The 15,106-nt window shown below is 62.3% G+C and carries 7 protein-coding genes; 2 read left to right on the top strand and 5 right to left on the bottom strand.

The annotated features are described in order from the left end of the window. The first annotated feature begins 1 nt into the window (after position 1). Positions 2–754 (top strand): outer membrane protein, encoded by a 753-nt coding sequence (locus GGR20_RS15835; protein WP_183312350.1) that lies wholly within the window; start codon positions 2–4, stop codon positions 752–754. Between the two features lie 125 nt (positions 755–879). Then, positions 880–9,183 carry a type I polyketide synthase gene (locus tag GGR20_RS15830; protein WP_183312349.1) on the top strand — a complete coding sequence of 2,768 codons (8,304 nt, stop codon included), beginning with the start codon at positions 880–882 and terminating at the stop codon, positions 9,181–9,183. A gap of 818 nt (positions 9,184–10,001) precedes the next feature. On the opposite strand, the gene GGR20_RS15825 is transcribed toward GGR20_RS15830, so the two are convergent. From GGR20_RS15825 to GGR20_RS15805, 5 genes are read right to left on the bottom strand one after another with little or no spacing between them, the layout of a single operon-like run. Beyond that, positions 10,002–10,775 carry an enoyl-CoA hydratase-related protein gene (locus GGR20_RS15825; RefSeq protein WP_183312348.1) on the bottom strand — a complete coding sequence of 258 codons (774 nt, stop codon included), beginning with the start codon at positions 10,773–10,775 and terminating at the stop codon, positions 10,002–10,004. 1 nt (position 10,776) lies between these two features. Beyond that, entirely contained in the window at positions 10,777–11,547 is a 771-nt protein-coding gene (locus GGR20_RS15820; RefSeq protein ID WP_183312347.1) for an enoyl-CoA hydratase-related protein, read from the bottom strand. After that, on the bottom strand, positions 11,548–12,750 hold the full coding sequence (gene pcaF, locus GGR20_RS15815) for a 3-oxoadipyl-CoA thiolase (RefSeq protein WP_183312346.1): 1,203 nt from the start codon (positions 12,748–12,750) through the stop codon (positions 11,548–11,550). A gap of 3 nt (positions 12,751–12,753) precedes the next feature. Further along, a complete protein-coding gene (locus GGR20_RS15810; RefSeq protein WP_183312345.1) occupies positions 12,754–13,563 on the bottom strand; it encodes an enoyl-CoA hydratase/isomerase family protein in 810 nt (269 codons plus the stop codon). After that, positions 13,560–15,089, bottom strand: a complete 1,530-nt coding sequence (locus tag GGR20_RS15805) for a long-chain-fatty-acid--CoA ligase (protein WP_183312344.1) — start codon at positions 15,087–15,089, stop codon at positions 13,560–13,562. Before GGR20_RS15805 ends, GGR20_RS15810 begins: the two co-directional genes overlap by 4 nt. Positions 15,090–15,106 lie beyond the last annotated feature (17 nt).

The following is a 15,106-nucleotide window of genomic DNA, read 5'->3' as shown; positions in this document are numbered from 1 at the left end:
TATGCATTTCAAAGGAATGGCTGCCGCTTTGGCGGTTTCCCTATTGGTGGTTAGCGCGGCTTGTGCAGCCGATCAGGCGCTGCCCCAGGTCGATGCCATCTACATGGCCGACGATGCTGCCACGCTGAACTGGTACGCATCTGCCAAGATCGGTGTGGCACTGCCGGGCACGATCAACATGACAGCCACCGCTGGCGGCCTCCCGGACCTGAACGGCGACGCCCGCTTCAAGGCCGGCATCGCGGGGGCTGTAGCCGTCGGCAAGTATCTTTCGCCGAACTTCCGCGCCGAGGCCGAACTCGCCGTGGCCAACAATGCCGGCGATTCGTTCACCGGTGCATTTGCTGGCGTCGCCGGCCAGACTACGGGGACCCTGACAGGCAGCGTGACCACCGTCTCCGTGATGGCAATGGGCTATTATGAATTCTCCCAGTTCGGGGACTTCGTGCCTTATCTGAGCGCCGGCCTCGGCGCCGCCAACATCAATTCCAACCTCACTTACAACGACCCGGGCGCGCTCGGCTTTGCCATCAACGGTACGATCACCGGTAGCAGCACTGTTTTCGCCGGGCGCGTCGGCGCCGGCTTCCAGTATGCCTTGTCGGACAACGTAGAACTCACGGCAGACTACACGCTACTGGTCGGTTCGCGCGCCAACCTGACGTTCACCGGGGCTGGTGGCGTGGGGAACCGCAATGTCAATGCCAGCGTACTGGGCCATGTCCTCGCGGTCGGCCTCAAGGCCCGCTTCTGATTGAAGCAGAGGGGCGCCACTGCCCGCCGCTCTGCACCGAGCCCGTCGCCGGCCCTCGACCGCGTGACGGGCCCATCTTTCCGTTCCTAGGCCGGCTCCCGACCGGCCCGAAAGACCTTGACCGCATGAGTGAACGCGCTTCACCCCCACCGGGCATCGCCATTCTGGGAATGGCTTGTCGACTTCCTGGTGGCATTGACGATGCCGAGACCTTCTGGGAGTTGCTGCACGCTGGGCGCTCGGCGATCACTGAATTGCCGCCCGACCGGTTTCTGACCAATGCGGTTTTCGATCCGGACAGGGCCGCCACTGGACTGTCCTACAGCAAGTGGGGCGGCTTTCTCCGCGACATTGCCGGCTTCGATCACGGATTCTTCGGGATTTCACCGCGCGAGGCCGAGGCTATGGACCCGCAGCAGCGCCTGCTGCTGATGGCCGCCTATGAAGCCATGGAGGACGCCGCCCTCACGCGCGCCGACCTGCAACTGGCTCGCACGGGCGTTTTCGTCGGCGTGTCGGCCGCCGAATACGCCAATCTGCAACGCTATCGTCGGACCCAGGGCGATGCATTCACCGGCACCGGCGCAGCCCTGAGCATCGTGGCCAACAGATTATCGCACCGCTTCAACCTGAGCGGGCCTAGCTATTCCATCGACACTGCTTGTTCGTCTTCGCTCGTAGCCCTCGACCAGGCAGTCCTCAACCTTGAGCGAGGGAATTGCGACATTGCCATTGTAGCGGGCGTGCATGTGCTGGCCGATTTCGGTGGTTTTGTTGCCTTTTCAAAGGCAGGCATGCTCTCGCCGACCGGCGAGATTGCCACCTTCGATGCCCGCGCCAACGGTTATGTCCGCGGCGAAGGCCTGGGCGTGGTCATTCTCAAGCGGGAGCCCGACGCGCTGGCGGATGGGAATCGCATCCTCGCCCGCATTCGCGCCACGGCGGTCAATCAGGATGGGCGAACGCCGACCCTCACCGCCCCAAACCCGGCAGCACAACGCGCCATGCTGGAAACTCTCTGCCGGCGCGCAGAAGTCGACCCGATAGCGGTCGACTATGTAGAAGCGCACGGCACCGGCACACCGGTCGGCGATCCAATCGAGGCCAGCGCAATCGGTGTGGTTTTCGGGGGCGAGCGTCGCACGGCCTCGTTGCCGGTAGGCTCGGTCAAGCCCAATATTGGCCATCTGGAGCCGGCCGCCGGCATCGCCGGGCTGATCAAAGCCATGCTCGTGGCCAGAAGGCGCCAGGTGCCACCCAATCACGGATTCCGGGACCCCAACCCCGACATCGCCTTTGACGCTCACAACCTGGTGGTTCCGAACGAAGTCGTACCGATTGGCCGGAGCGGACAGCCGGTTCTAGTGGCGGTCAACTCCTTCGGATTTGGGGGGACCAATGCCAGCGTGCTGGTCGAGTCTGTTGAACTGCAACAGGCCGGGGCAGCAGCCCCGCCGGAGCTTAGGCTTCCGACGGCCGTGCCACTGTCCGCCGGTTCCCCGGCAGCGCTCAGCAGGCTTGCGGAAAGGACCGCGCAAGCGCTCGATGCCAGCGCGGCAGGGTTCGAGGACAAAGTCGCCGCGCTCAGAAGCCGGGATCCCAAGCCTTGGCGGCGCACCTTGGTCCTCCATTCAGAAAACGAGCTGGGCCCACGCCTCCGCGAGCTAGCTACTGGGACAACTGAGCCGACTAGGAGCCTTGCCGAACCTCGGCTGGCATTCACCTATGGCGGGCAAGGCGGACAATGGTGGGCCATGGGCCGCCGTCTGCTGCTCGAAGACGCCGCATTCGGCGACGCGTTCCATGCGTTCGAGCAGAGGTTTCAAGCGCTGGCAGGTTGGTCGGTACGCGAGACGCTGCTGGCGACTGAGCAAGCTTCTCAACTTCACCGTTCGCAATACGCTATGCCTGCGCTGTTCGGGCTTCAGCTGGGGCTCTCAGCATATTGGACTGCGCAAGGCGTCCGTCCGGAGTTCGTCATGGGACACAGCTTTGGCGAGGTGGCTGCAGCGGTGGCCGCCGGGGGCCTGACGCTCGATGATGCGACCAAGCTGATCCATGTGCGAAGCCAAGTACGGGATCGCATTGGGCGCGATAGCGCGATGTTGGTAGTGGGCGCGCCGCCCCGCACTGTTGAAGACCTTATCCCAGAAGCGCTGAACATAGACCTGGCCGCGATAAACTCTGCCGGCGTAGTGACGCTCAGCGGAGAACAGGAGGATATCGTCACCCTGGAGCGGCATCTGAGGCAGACACGACCGGATTGTTTCGTGCGGCGGGTCCAAAGCGATACTGCGTGGCACTCGCGGTTGTTGGACCCGCTGGAGGACTGGTTCCGCGCGGCACTGGGCGACATTGCTTGTCGACCACCCGACTTGTTGTTCATCTCCACGGTGACCGGGGAACCAGAGAGCCGCCTGGATGCCGACTATTGGTGGCGAAACCTCCGTGAGCCGGTGCGGTATGCCGCCGGCGTGCATCAGGCGCTTGAGCTCGGCACCAATGTGCTGCTTGAAATATCGCCGCATAGGGTCCTCACCGGCAGCAACGCGACCATCGCTGCCGAAGTAGGAAAGCCGATCCGTGCGATTGCATCGCTCCAGCGGGAAAAGGATGATTTCGAATGCCTCGCAAGGGCAGCGGGTGGCATCTGGGAAGCCGGCCTGGATCTGCCCGGAGCACGGCCGGGGCCTATCTCTGCAAATGAGGTTCGACTGCCCAACTACAGCTGGGACCTGACCCGCCACTGGCGCATCTCGGAAGAGGCCAAGGCGTTGCTGCTGACCGCGCCGAGCCACACACTACTCGGCCGGCGCGAGCGCAGCCCGGGGTACTCCTGGTCGAACGAGATCAGCCTGGCCGGCAATGCCATGCTGGCCGATCATGCCCTGGGTAGCAGTGTCGTCTTTCCGGCCGCAGGCTACCTTGAACTCATGTTGGCTGCCGGCAGGGAGGCCTTGGGCGAGGGTACGCTGGAACTCGAAAAATTCGCCATTGTCTCAGCCCTCTTCATGGGTCCTCAGGACGAGGTGCTGATCTCGACGCGCTTCGATCCGTCGACCGGGCAGATTGCCGTTCACACGCGCCTGCGGCAGAGCAGCGAGACGTGGACGCTGCGGGCCACGGGCCATTTGAGGCTGACCGACATTAACCCAAGACCCGTCCCCGCATCGTGGGAGCGCGGCACCCTCCTTTCGGCAGAGGAATTCTACGCCGAGGCCGGTCGCTTGGGTTTCGCCTATGGTGCCGCCTTCCGGACTATCTCTGAGCTCGAGATCTTCGAAAGCGAGGTCCGAGCACGACTCGTGCTCCCGCCGAATGGCGCCAGCCCGATGCAGGGCTATCTTGCGCACCCGGCACTCCTCGACGGGGTTCTCCAAACGGGTCTGGCCTTCGCCTTTGCGGATGACCCCGTCGAGCCGAGGCGGCTCCTGCTGCCCACGACAATTGCACGCGTAATCTGCCATGCGGCCTTGCCTCCGCAGCTTATCGTAACCGCGAAATCTCGTGCGACCGATGATCTCGGCGCTGATTTCTCGGTGACGGACGAGGATGGCAATCCACTTCTTTCGATATCGGGCCTGGGCATGCGCGAAGTGCCACAGCTCGCGCATGATCAATCCACTTCTGGTCCGCATTTCGTAGTCGAGAACTGGATCGAACAAAGCGACGGAGCCGCACAACCGGCACAGCCGGAATTTTGGCTGCTGACCGGACCGGGACTGGCAGACCATTCCCAACATGCAGCGCTGGACCTGGTGCAGATCGAGGATCGGCTGAGCCAGTCGCCGCGCATCGCCGAACCACACATTGTGTTCGTCGCTGCTCCGTCCGGACCGGAATGCGACGCCGTCGCATCCGCATATGAAAATATCCTGGCGCTGATCAATCTGGGCAAGGTCCTTCGCTACTCGGCCCGCTCGGCACGTCTTACCATCGTGACGAGGGGGGCCAGATCTCCAGATGGGCGCGGGATCGACGAGGCAGGACTGGCTGCGAGCCCGCTCGTCGGCTTGGCCCGCACCCTGGCCAGCGAACTGAACAATGTACGCGTACGACAGATTGATCTGGGGCCCGAGGACCCGCTGGAGCTGTTCGAGACGGTCGCGGCCGAAAGCCAGGAAACCGAATGGGCGCTGCGGGGCGACCGTCGCTGGGTGCCCAGGCTGAATCGGATTGAAGGCCAGGACCTGCCAGTGCAGACGACTTTGGCGACGCCTGCGACGGACAATTTCGCATTGACCATGACCGCGCCGGGCTCGCTGAGTGGGCTATACCACGACAGTCGCGACATGCCCTGCCCCGGTCGCGGTGAAGTGCTGATCGAGACGGCCGCGGTCGGTCTCAACTTTCGGGATGTCATGGCCGCCACGGGGCTTCTGCCGCAAAAGGCCGAGGCGCGGCCGGCGTGGCAGACCTTGGGTCTTGAATTCAGCGGCACCGTGCGGCAGATCGCACCGGGTGTCGTAGCCGTGCAGCCGGGCGACCGTGTGCTCTGCATGGGCAAATTGGCCATGCAGGCTTGGAGCGTACGGCCGGCAGCCGAGGTTGTGCTGATCCCCGATGAGATGAGCTTCGAACAGGCGGCCAGCATCGGCTCGGCTTTCGCCACCGCCCATTACGGATTGGAGCACGTCGCGCGCATTCGCCGCGGAGACCGGGTTCTCATCCACCTCGGTACAGGCGGGGTGGGGCTCGCGGCCATCCAGATCGCCCGCGCTCGGGGCGCGGAAATCTTTGCAACGGCCGGAAGCGCGACCAAGCGCCAGTTCCTGCGCGACATGGGCGTCGACCATGTATTGCATTCGCGCAGCCTCGCCTTTGCCGACGAAATCATGGCCCTGACCGGCGGCGAGGGTGTGGACATCGTCCTCAACGCGCTTTCAGGACATGCACAGGCAAAGAGCCTGTCGCTGCTTCGTCCCTTCGGCCGGTTCCTGGAAATCGGCAAACGCGACGTCTACGACAACCGGCAGATTGGGCTCGAGGCGTTGGCGCGGAATATTTCCCTTCACGTCATCGATCTGGCCGCAATGAACGAGCAGCGGCCCGAGCTCCTGCCCCAGGTATTTTCAGAGGTCATGGAGGGTTTCAAATCCGGTAGGCTAAATCCGCTCCCCATCACCAGCTACCCAGCGGCGAGGGCTGAAGAGGCCTTTCGGCTGATGGCCCAGGCGAGGCATATCGGCAAGATCGTGTTAGACTATCAGCAGGGACCGGTGCCGGTTCGGCAGAGGCTGGACCAGGTCGATGTGCGTCCAGATGCGGTCTATCTCGTGACCGGCGGGACCGGTGGCTTCGGCGCATCGGTCGCTCAGTGGCTCGCAGAGAAGGGCGCAGGCCGGATCATACTCGCGTCCCGGAGCGGGCGCCTGAGTGAAGAGGCGCGCCCTGTAATCGACAGCCTTGTTGCCCGTGGCAGACAGATCGAGACCATGGATCTCGATGTGACCGACTCTGTGGCAGTCGACGCCTTGTTTGCCGCGCTGCATGCCGAAGGGGCGGCACTGGGGGGCGTGATCCATGCGGCTGCCGTTCTCGGCGACGCGATGCTCGGCCAATTGACCAAGGACAGCGTTGAAGCCGTGCTCGCGCCCAAAATCTTTGGGGCATGGAACCTGCACGCGGCAACGCGAAATTACGGCTTCGATCCCGACATCTTCTGCTGTTTTTCGTCCATCGCCCAGACGGTGGGATCTGTCGGACAGGCAAACTATGTGGCGGCAAACGCCTTTCTTGAAGGACTGGCCCGCCACCGGCGCACGCTTGGACTGCGCGCCCAAACGATTGGCTGGGGCCCCCTGCAGGACGTCGGCATGGTGGCCCGCAACAAGGCCATGCTTTCCTACCTCGAGAGTGTCGGCTTCAAACCCATTTCCAACGCGGACGCCCTGGCGGCCCTGGACCTTGTCCTGGCGCGGAACGTCAGCAATCTGGACTATGTGGACGCCGATTGGAACGCGGTGGCGCGCGCCGCAGGAGAGAAAGGGCCTCCGCGCGTGCAAGCCCTGACCCGGTCAGAAATGACTGGCGGACAACCGCTGTTGAGCGAACTGTCGCAGACACCGAAAGGCGGCTGGGCACCCCTTGTAAGTCGAATGCTGGCCAGGGAAATCAGCCTTGCCCTCAAGCTTGACGGGAGCGAGATCGATGCGGCCCGCCCTCTGGTCGATCTTGGGTTTGATTCCCTATCGTCGATTGAGTTGAAGAACCGCATCGAGGCTCAGCTCGGTAGTGCTATTCCAGTGGGAGCATTTTTCGGTACGCCAAGCATCCAGTCCCTGACGGCACAAATTACTGCCCTTGCCGAGGAACGCTTGGCCCAAGGACCGGCGCAAGCCGGCGGAGAGAATGAGGCCGAGGGTCCCGGGGAGAGCGATGATGCGGACGTCCGCAGACACCGGGCTTACTGGTCGGCGCATGCTGCCCGCTGGCCCTGCGCGACACCATTCGCCAATCGCCAGCACCCCAGACTGCCATCTGGTCCACCAATCCGCTTCGGGCCGACCGAGGCCTTGCGCATAGACCTCGACGTAACAGAGAGTGGTGCGAACCAACCAACCGACACGCAGTGGCTTGAGGCCTTCGGCCGGGCTCTGGCGATTCAAATCGACCAAGAAAATGTTCTGGTTGCTGCGATTGTTGCAGATGGCGTCGTCCCCGTTGTGGTCAATGCCCGGGACAGCACCGACAGCGTGCGTCGTCAGCTCGAGACGGGCCGTCCGCACGCCAACTTCCCGATCAGTTCGCTTCCGCGTGAGACCAGTTCAGGACAAAGCAGAGCATGGCCGACACAATTCGCGTTCTATGGGTCGGACGTCCCGCTGCAAATGCCGAGGCACGACCTTGCGGCCGCAGTCTCACGGTCGGCGGACGGTATCGCCCATCTCACCTTTGCTTTCGACAGCACGGCGCTCGACACCGACTTCATTCGTGCGCTTTTCCAAAGCACCTTGGCATGCTTGGCCATCCGGTGGGACGGGCAGGTGCAGTGGGTCTGCTTGGACGAGGGCGAGCCAATCAGGCCCATGAACGCTATGGATCGGGGGGTAGTGGCGAATGGGGATGACGCCCTCCTCACGCCGGATGCGATGAGGCTGCTTGACCTGATCGACAGTGACAAAGCCAGCAGGCAGTTTCGGCGAGCCTGGACACTGAGCCAGGCGATCCGCATCTCGCCAGGCGTGGATCCCGTCCGATTACAACTGGCGGTCTCGACGCTGACCGAACGGCATGAGAATCTCCGGATTCGTTTTGAGGGCATGAGGGGACATCGGCGCCCACGCCTCGACCCCGAGGGCTGCGCCGTGGCTACGCATGATTGCCGCCCGACCCCGCCCGAGGACTACATGACTGTCGTACGGGTGTTGGCCGGCAGAGCGTTGCTGCCTGAAGGAGAGCATCTGTTCGAGGCGCATCTACTACAATTCGACGGTTTCGATGTTGTGGTCGTCAAAGTCTTCGAGCTCGTCGCGGACGGCTGGTCGTTAGCGCTTGTCTGCGATCAACTGATCCGGGCCTATCTCGGATTCGATCTGGGTCCCCTCCCCGCCTCTCTGGCCGAAGCCAAATCTCTCCTTGCCCAATGGGCAGGCGACAACGATGCGACCGCCGCCATGGAAGCGCTGCCGCCACTCCCTTGGGTCAATGTTGGGCGTCCCCCGGACCCGAGTCGGCCCGCAGGGCCCTGGACGCTTGCAAACAGCGAAAGGCTTACCGTTCGATTGGCCCCTGCCCAGGCCCGGTCGCTGCGCCAATCGGCGCGCGCCCTTAGCACCACGGAAAACGCGCTTCTTGCAGCAGCCTATACCAAGGCGATAGCGGCCGCAGGGGGCGTCGATGATGTGCTATTGCATGTGGTTCAGCCGGGGCGGTCCGTGGCGGCGCTCGAGAACTATGTCGGCTTCGTGCGACGAGGCGCGGTGTTGGCCGCGCGTGATCTGCGCCACACCCCCCTGGCAGTTACTGCGCGAACCATCGCCGATCAGTTCCTCACCATGCCCGGGGCCGAGCCTCATGACATTCACGCCGATAAGCACCGCATGGACGAAGTTGGGCTGTCCGCACAGGCCTTTCCAAGCCGCTTCGGATACGCCCGGCTTCTTGCCGACCGGACATTGAACGACACACTCATGGGAACGCTGGCTGATCACCAGGATACCATCATTTCCGCCTTTTCTCTTGAGATCGAGCCACTCGACTTAGACCTCTTCGGATTGCAGGAAAATCAGCTCCAACTGCGTCCTCTGTCGCGTATTGACGGCATTGATCTCAATTTCTATTTCGACCGTGATGTGTTCACACCACAGGATGTCGAGGCCATTGCTGAGGGTCTTGTCAGCCAACTGCTCGATCTTGCTCAAGGACCAGATGAAGGATCCCTCCTTTCCCCTGTGCGCATGCTCCTTGACGAATTGACACCAGAGTGACTGGATTCCTGGATATTTGGCTGATCGACCTTGAAGGCGACGCCGAGCGCCTTTCGGCTCGAACGGACCTTATTGGAGCGATGGAGCTGAGGCGCAGTGAGGCCCTGTTAAGGCGGGCGGACCGGGTCGCGTATCTCGCCAGTCACGCTGGGCTCCGTATTATCTTGGAAAAGTATGGCGCGCCGAGGGGGGAACTGTTTCGCGACGAGTGCGGCAAGCCGTATCTGGTCGGCGCGCCCGAATTCAGTCTATCGCGCACACGCGGAGTTGCCATCGTTGCTGTCGGAGACAAGCCAGTGGGCGTAGACATAGAAGCCATTAGACCAGTCGTATTGACCGAGCCAGTCGTAACTTGGACGGCAGAAGTGCGTGGGGTCACTACGCTTGAGGCCTGGACCGCCCTTGAGGCATGGGCGAAATGGAAAGGCTGCGGGATGGCGCGACTTCTGGGATGTCTTGGACGCTCTGAAACGTTGCGATCAAACTGGCTCTCACTGGCACGCAAGCGACTGGGGACCGTCTTGCTCCCGGGCCACGCCCGCGTTTGCGCAGCCATCTGTAGTGACGCAGAGCTCCCATTGCACGCCCTGAGATTATAGCCGTTTAGGTGACGTCCCCTCTCTACCCCTTTGCCGCCACCTAGGTTGGGTAAGCAGACCGGCGGCTCTCGGGAAGTCGTGGTTGCAGTCTGAACGGCAGGAATGGGCGCGCACCTGCCCGGCGGCTAAAATACCACACCCTACTCGCCAACGTCGCAGGCGGATGCGGGGCCAGCGCCCAATTGCGCCGATTTGCGCACGCATCCGTCAGCCTCCTCCTTAAGAGCTGCGGTCGATAAAGGAACGCAGTGCCGCGCGGTAAGCAGCGCCTTGACCGGCGCGTGTCTGGGCAGCGGCCTCTCGCTTGAGTTGGGTCTCCAGATCGCTGTCCAAGCTCGCCGAAAGCAGCGACTTCGTCGCTGCCATCACATCCCGCGACCGTCCGGCCAGTTTTTGTGCCGTTTCGCAGGCAATGACGTTCAGATCTTCTGTCTGTTGGGCAGTTTGATGAACCAGTCCCCAATCGAGCGCCTGCAGGGCGTTGATGGGTACTGCTTCGAGAAATGTTGAGGTAGCGCGGGCCAGACCGATCTTGCGGGGAAGCAGCCAACTGGCACCACTATCCGGAACCAGCCCTAGCCGCGAAAAGCTGAAATGGAAACTGGCATCATGACTCGCCAGAACGATGTCGCACGCAACCGCCAGGCTGGCCCCCGCGCCGACGGCAAGGCCCTGGACGCACGCGATGGTAGGTTGTGGAAGCGTGGCGAGTTCGAGAATGATGCGGTTGATGCCCTCTTCAAGCGCGACCCCAAGGTCGATGGCCGTGCCGGCAAGGATCGGCGCGCGCTCCGCAAGGTCCTGGCCCGTGCAGAAAGCCCTCCCCGCGCCGCGCAAGACCACACAGCCAATATCGGCGTCTGCGCCGACACGGCCCAGTACGTCTAGCAGTTCGTCGCGCAACGCAATGGTGATCGCATTAAGCTTGTCGGGGCGGTTGAGGGTTACATAGGCCACACCCTTGGCCGTCTCAAGCGTAACGAGACTACTCACGCTATTCGCCCGTATAGGTCGGTTTGCGTTTTTCGAGAAACGCATTCATCCCCTCTGCCTTGTCTCTGCTGGCGAACAAAATCTGCACCGCCTTCCTCTCGAGCGCGAGGGCGGTCAAGAGCGGCGCGTCGGCACCGGCAAGGATCACTTCTTTGATCTGGGCAACCGCAATGGGCGGCAATGCGGCGATTTTTTCGGCCAACTTGAGCGCGGTATCGAGAACCGCGTCATCTTCGACAATGCGGCTAACCAGTCCCATCTCGAATGCCTCCTGGGCCGAGATGATTTCACCGGTCAGGCACATGAGCATCGCCCGGAACTTGCCCACTGCGCGGGTAAGTCTTTGCGTGCCGCCGGCGCCTGGCATGATCCCTACCTTTACTTCGGGTTGTCCAAGTTGCGCACTCTTTCCGGCAAGAATAATATCGGCATGCATCGCGAGTTCTAGGCCGCCGCCGAGTGCAAATCCGTTGACGGCTGCAATCACCGGCACCGGGCATTCCCCAACCGCCGCCCAAAGGCGTTCGGTGTGGCGATGATACATCTCGATGGCATCAATCCGCGACATGTCCGCGATGTCAGCCCCAGCGGCAAAGGCTTGTTCGTTGCCGGTGAGCACCACGCAGCGGAGCGATGTATCGTCGGCGAGATCTCGGAAAATCGCGGCCATTTCCTGGCGAATGGTGAGGTTGAGCGCATTGCGCACCTCTGGACGGTTAAGCCTGACGAGGGCAATGGCGTCCGACGGGCGTTCTATCAGAACCTGTGCCATTTACGCGGCCTCCAACATGAGTGCGATACCCTGACCAACACCAATGCACATGGTGCAGAGCGCACGCCTGGCATCACGATCCTGCATCTCGATGGCCGCCGTGAGCGCAAGGCGCGCTCCGCTCATCCCGAGCGGATGACCAAGCGCGATGGCGCCACCATTGGGATTGATGTGTTCAGCTTCGTCTGGCAGGCCTAGCTCGCGCAGGACGGCGAGCCCCTGTGCGGCAAAGGCCTCGTTGAGTTCGATGATGTCGATGCTCGAAACGGAAATGCCGAGCCGCTCGGTAAGATTGCGGGTGGCCGGCGCCGGCCCGATACCCATGATGCGCGGGGGAACGCCCGCGGTGGCGAGGCCGGTGACACGGGCCAAGGGTGTCAGCCCATATCTGGCGATGGCGGCTTCGGACGCCACAATGAGCGCGGCGGCGCCGTCATTGACCCCCGAGGCATTGCCGGCGGTGACACTGCCCCCGTCCCGGAAGGGCGCGCGCAGCTCGGATAGCGCCTCGAGTGTCGTTTCGCGCGGGTGTTCGTCCGTATCGATGACAATGGGGTCGCCCTTGCGCTGGGGCTTTTCCAGCGCGACGATCTCACGGGCCAGCCGTCCACTCTTCTGCGCTGCGGCGGCCCTTTGCTGTGAGCGCAGGGCGAACTTGTCCTGGTCCTCGCGCGACACCGAGAAATCCTCGGCGACGTTTTCGGCCGTCTCGGGCATGGAATCGATGCCAAATTGGGATGCCATCGAAGGATTGACGAAGCGCCAGCCAATGGTGGTGTCGAAGATGTCCGCCTGCCGGGCGAAGGCGGTTTCCGCCTTGGGCAGGACGAACGGCGCGCGGCTCATGGATTCGACGCCACCGGCAATGATCAGATCGGCCTCGCCGGCCTTGATCGCGCGGGCAGCCTGACCGACGGCATCCAAACCAGACCCGCACAGCCGGTTGAGCGTGACGCCAGGCACCTCGACGGGCAGGCCGGCCAGAAGACCGGCCATGCGCGCGACATTGCGATTGTCTTCGCCCGCCTGATTGGCGCAACCGAGGTAGATATCGTCGATCCGGGCGGTGGCAAGCGCCGGGTGATCGGCGATGAGCGCCTTGATGACATGAGCTGCCAGATCGTCGGGTCGGAAACCGGCCAGCGCCCCGCCGTACCGGCCAATGGGCGTACGGACCCCCGCGCAGATATATGCATGTGCCATGATCTAAACAGCCGAGTTGGGATCGAAATTGGGACGGCGCTTTTCCTTGAGCGAAGCCAGCCCTTCGCGCGCATCGGGACCGGTGAAACCCATGAATTCGAGCGCCAGCGACGTGTCGAAGGTGGGGCCCGCCATGCGGAACCAGTTGTTGAGCGCGTATTTGGTCCAACGCAGTGCCGAGGGCGAGCCCTTGGCGAGCTTGCGGGCGACTTCTAGGGCCTTTTCCTGCAGGTCGGCCTCTTCAACGCACAGCGAAACGAGTCCGATACGCTCCGCTTCCTCGCCACTCACCGCTTCACACAGCATAAGGTAATACTTGGCCTTGGCCATGCCGCACAGCAGCGGCCAGACGATGGCGGCGTGATCGCCTGCGGCAACGCCGAGGCGGGTATGTCCGTCGATGATGCGCGCTGTCCTGCTAGCAATTGAGATATCGGCCAGAAGCCCCGCGACAAGGCCGGCGCCCACTGCAGGACCCTGCATGGCCGAGACCAGCGGCTTGGAGCAATTGATGATGTTGTAGACGAGGTCGCGAGCCTCCTTCCAAACACGCGTCAATGTGCCGAAGTCTTCGGTCATCTCCTTGACCAGATCGAGGTCGCCCCCGGACGAAAACGCTTCACCTGCCCCACGGATAATCACCGCATTGACCTGCGGATCGGCATCGATATCGCGCCAGACGCGGACCAGTTCGCCATGCATCACAGCGTCAGCGGAATTGAGGCGACCAGGATTGTCCATGGTGATGCGCAGAATGCGCTCTTCGGGCCAGTCGAATTTGAGCCGTTTATAGTCTGCGTAACGATCGCTCATATCTTCTTCTCCCTGTCCTTCCAGTAAGGTTCGCGCAGGACATTCTTCTGTATCTTGCCGATCGGGGTTTTGGGGAATTCGGTGACAAACTTGACCAGGCGCGGGCGTTTGAAGCGGGCCAGATGCTTGGCGCAATGCTCGACCAACACCTCCTCGCCGAGTGCTTGGCCAGATTTCAGAAGCACATAGGCCGCGGGGACTTCGCCCCATTTATCGTCCGGTATGCCAAACACGGCGCATTCGGCGACGGCAGGCAGCTCGTAGATGACGTTTTCGATTTCCTTGGGGTAGACGTTTTCACCACCGGAAATAATCATGTCCTTGGAGCGATCGACCAGAGTGATGAAGCCCGCCTCATCGATGGTCCCCACATCGCCCGTCCAGCCCCAGCCGTGGCGGAAGAACGCCTTGGTCTGTTCGGGCTCGTTGTAGTACTCGAGCATGACATTCTCGCCGCGCGAAACGATCTCGCCAATCTCGCCGGGCTTGACCGGCTTGCCTTCGGGATCGACCACGGCAACATCGACATTATAGGCCTGTCGTCCGATCGAGGAGAGCTTCTCGGGCAGGTACCAGTGGCGCAGGGCAGTGAGGACGCCGACTTCAGACTGGCCATAGATCTGCGTGAGTTTGAGCTTCGGCAGCTTCTCGAGCAGCGCACGCTGCACCCAGTCCGGCATGGGCGCACCAGCAAAGGAGAGCTTCTCGAAACCTGCGAAATTGGCCGCATCGAAATCGGGATCGGAAACCATCATCGAGGCCTGTGTGGGAACCATAAATGCGGCCGTCATCTTGGTCCGCCGCGCCATGGCAGCGAAATCGGCGACGTTCCATTTCGAAAGCAGGGTCACCGTTGCACCCACCAGCATGGCAGGCTGAAACATGATGTTCAGCGCCGCCACATGGAACATCGGGGTGACGATGCCAACCACGTCGCGCTCATCGATCGATTCCTCGACGACCACGGTATGCGCGGTGATCATGCGGTTGCGGTGGCTGCACAGGACGCCCTTGGGGCGCCCAGTCGTGCCACCAGTGTAGGTCATGGAAAACGGATCGTCTTCGCCTATGTGCACATCCGGATAGTCTGCTGAGCCCTGGGCAAGCAAACCTTCGAAGGTCTGGAAATCAGCGCCCTGACCGATGACGATGACCGACTTGAGCTTGGGCAGTTGGCTGCGGACGGCAGCGACCTTGTCGAGGAAGATGTCTTCAATCAGGAGCACCTCGACATCGGCCTTGCTGAGCACGAACTGTAGCTCTTCGGATGCGTACAGCACCGACACATTGACCAAGACTGCCCCGGACCTGGCCACGCCAAAAAAGGCAGTGGCATATTCGGGCCGATTGCGGCTGACAATGCCAACTTTAGTGCCTTTGGCAACGCCCAGATCGATCAGGGCATTGGCCAACTGATTGGCGCGTCGGTTGAGATCGGTGTAGCTCAGGCTGGCATCCTGCCAGAGCACGGCCGGCTTGTTGGGGAAGCGCTCAGCTGAGCGCCGAAGCATGTCACCGGTCAACATCGGGCTTTGGTGTCCTT

Origin of the sequence: Devosia subaequoris, from assembly GCF_014197055.1 — a bacterium.
Lineage (GTDB): Bacteria > Pseudomonadota > Alphaproteobacteria > Rhizobiales > Devosiaceae > Devosia > Devosia subaequoris.
The sequence above is the reverse complement of the archived record's forward strand: the minus strand, read 5'-3'. Positions and strand labels throughout refer to the sequence as shown.

Coding starts and splice junctions, on each gene's coding strand:
- GGR20_RS15835 (WP_183312350.1), top strand. CDS start 2: ATGCATTTCAAAGGAATGGCTGCCGCTTTGGCGGTTTCCCTATTGGTG.
- GGR20_RS15805 (WP_183312344.1), bottom strand. CDS start 15,089: ATGTTGACCGGTGACATGCTTCGGCGCTCAGCTGAGCGCTTCCCCAAC.
- pcaF (WP_183312346.1), bottom strand. CDS start 12,750: ATGGCACATGCATATATCTGCGCGGGGGTCCGTACGCCCATTGGCCGG.
- GGR20_RS15830 (WP_183312349.1), top strand. CDS start 880: ATGAGTGAACGCGCTTCACCCCCACCGGGCATCGCCATTCTGGGAATG.
- GGR20_RS15810 (WP_183312345.1), bottom strand. CDS start 13,563: ATGAGCGATCGTTACGCAGACTATAAACGGCTCAAATTCGACTGGCCC.
- GGR20_RS15820 (WP_183312347.1), bottom strand. CDS start 11,547: ATGGCACAGGTTCTGATAGAACGCCCGTCGGACGCCATTGCCCTCGTC.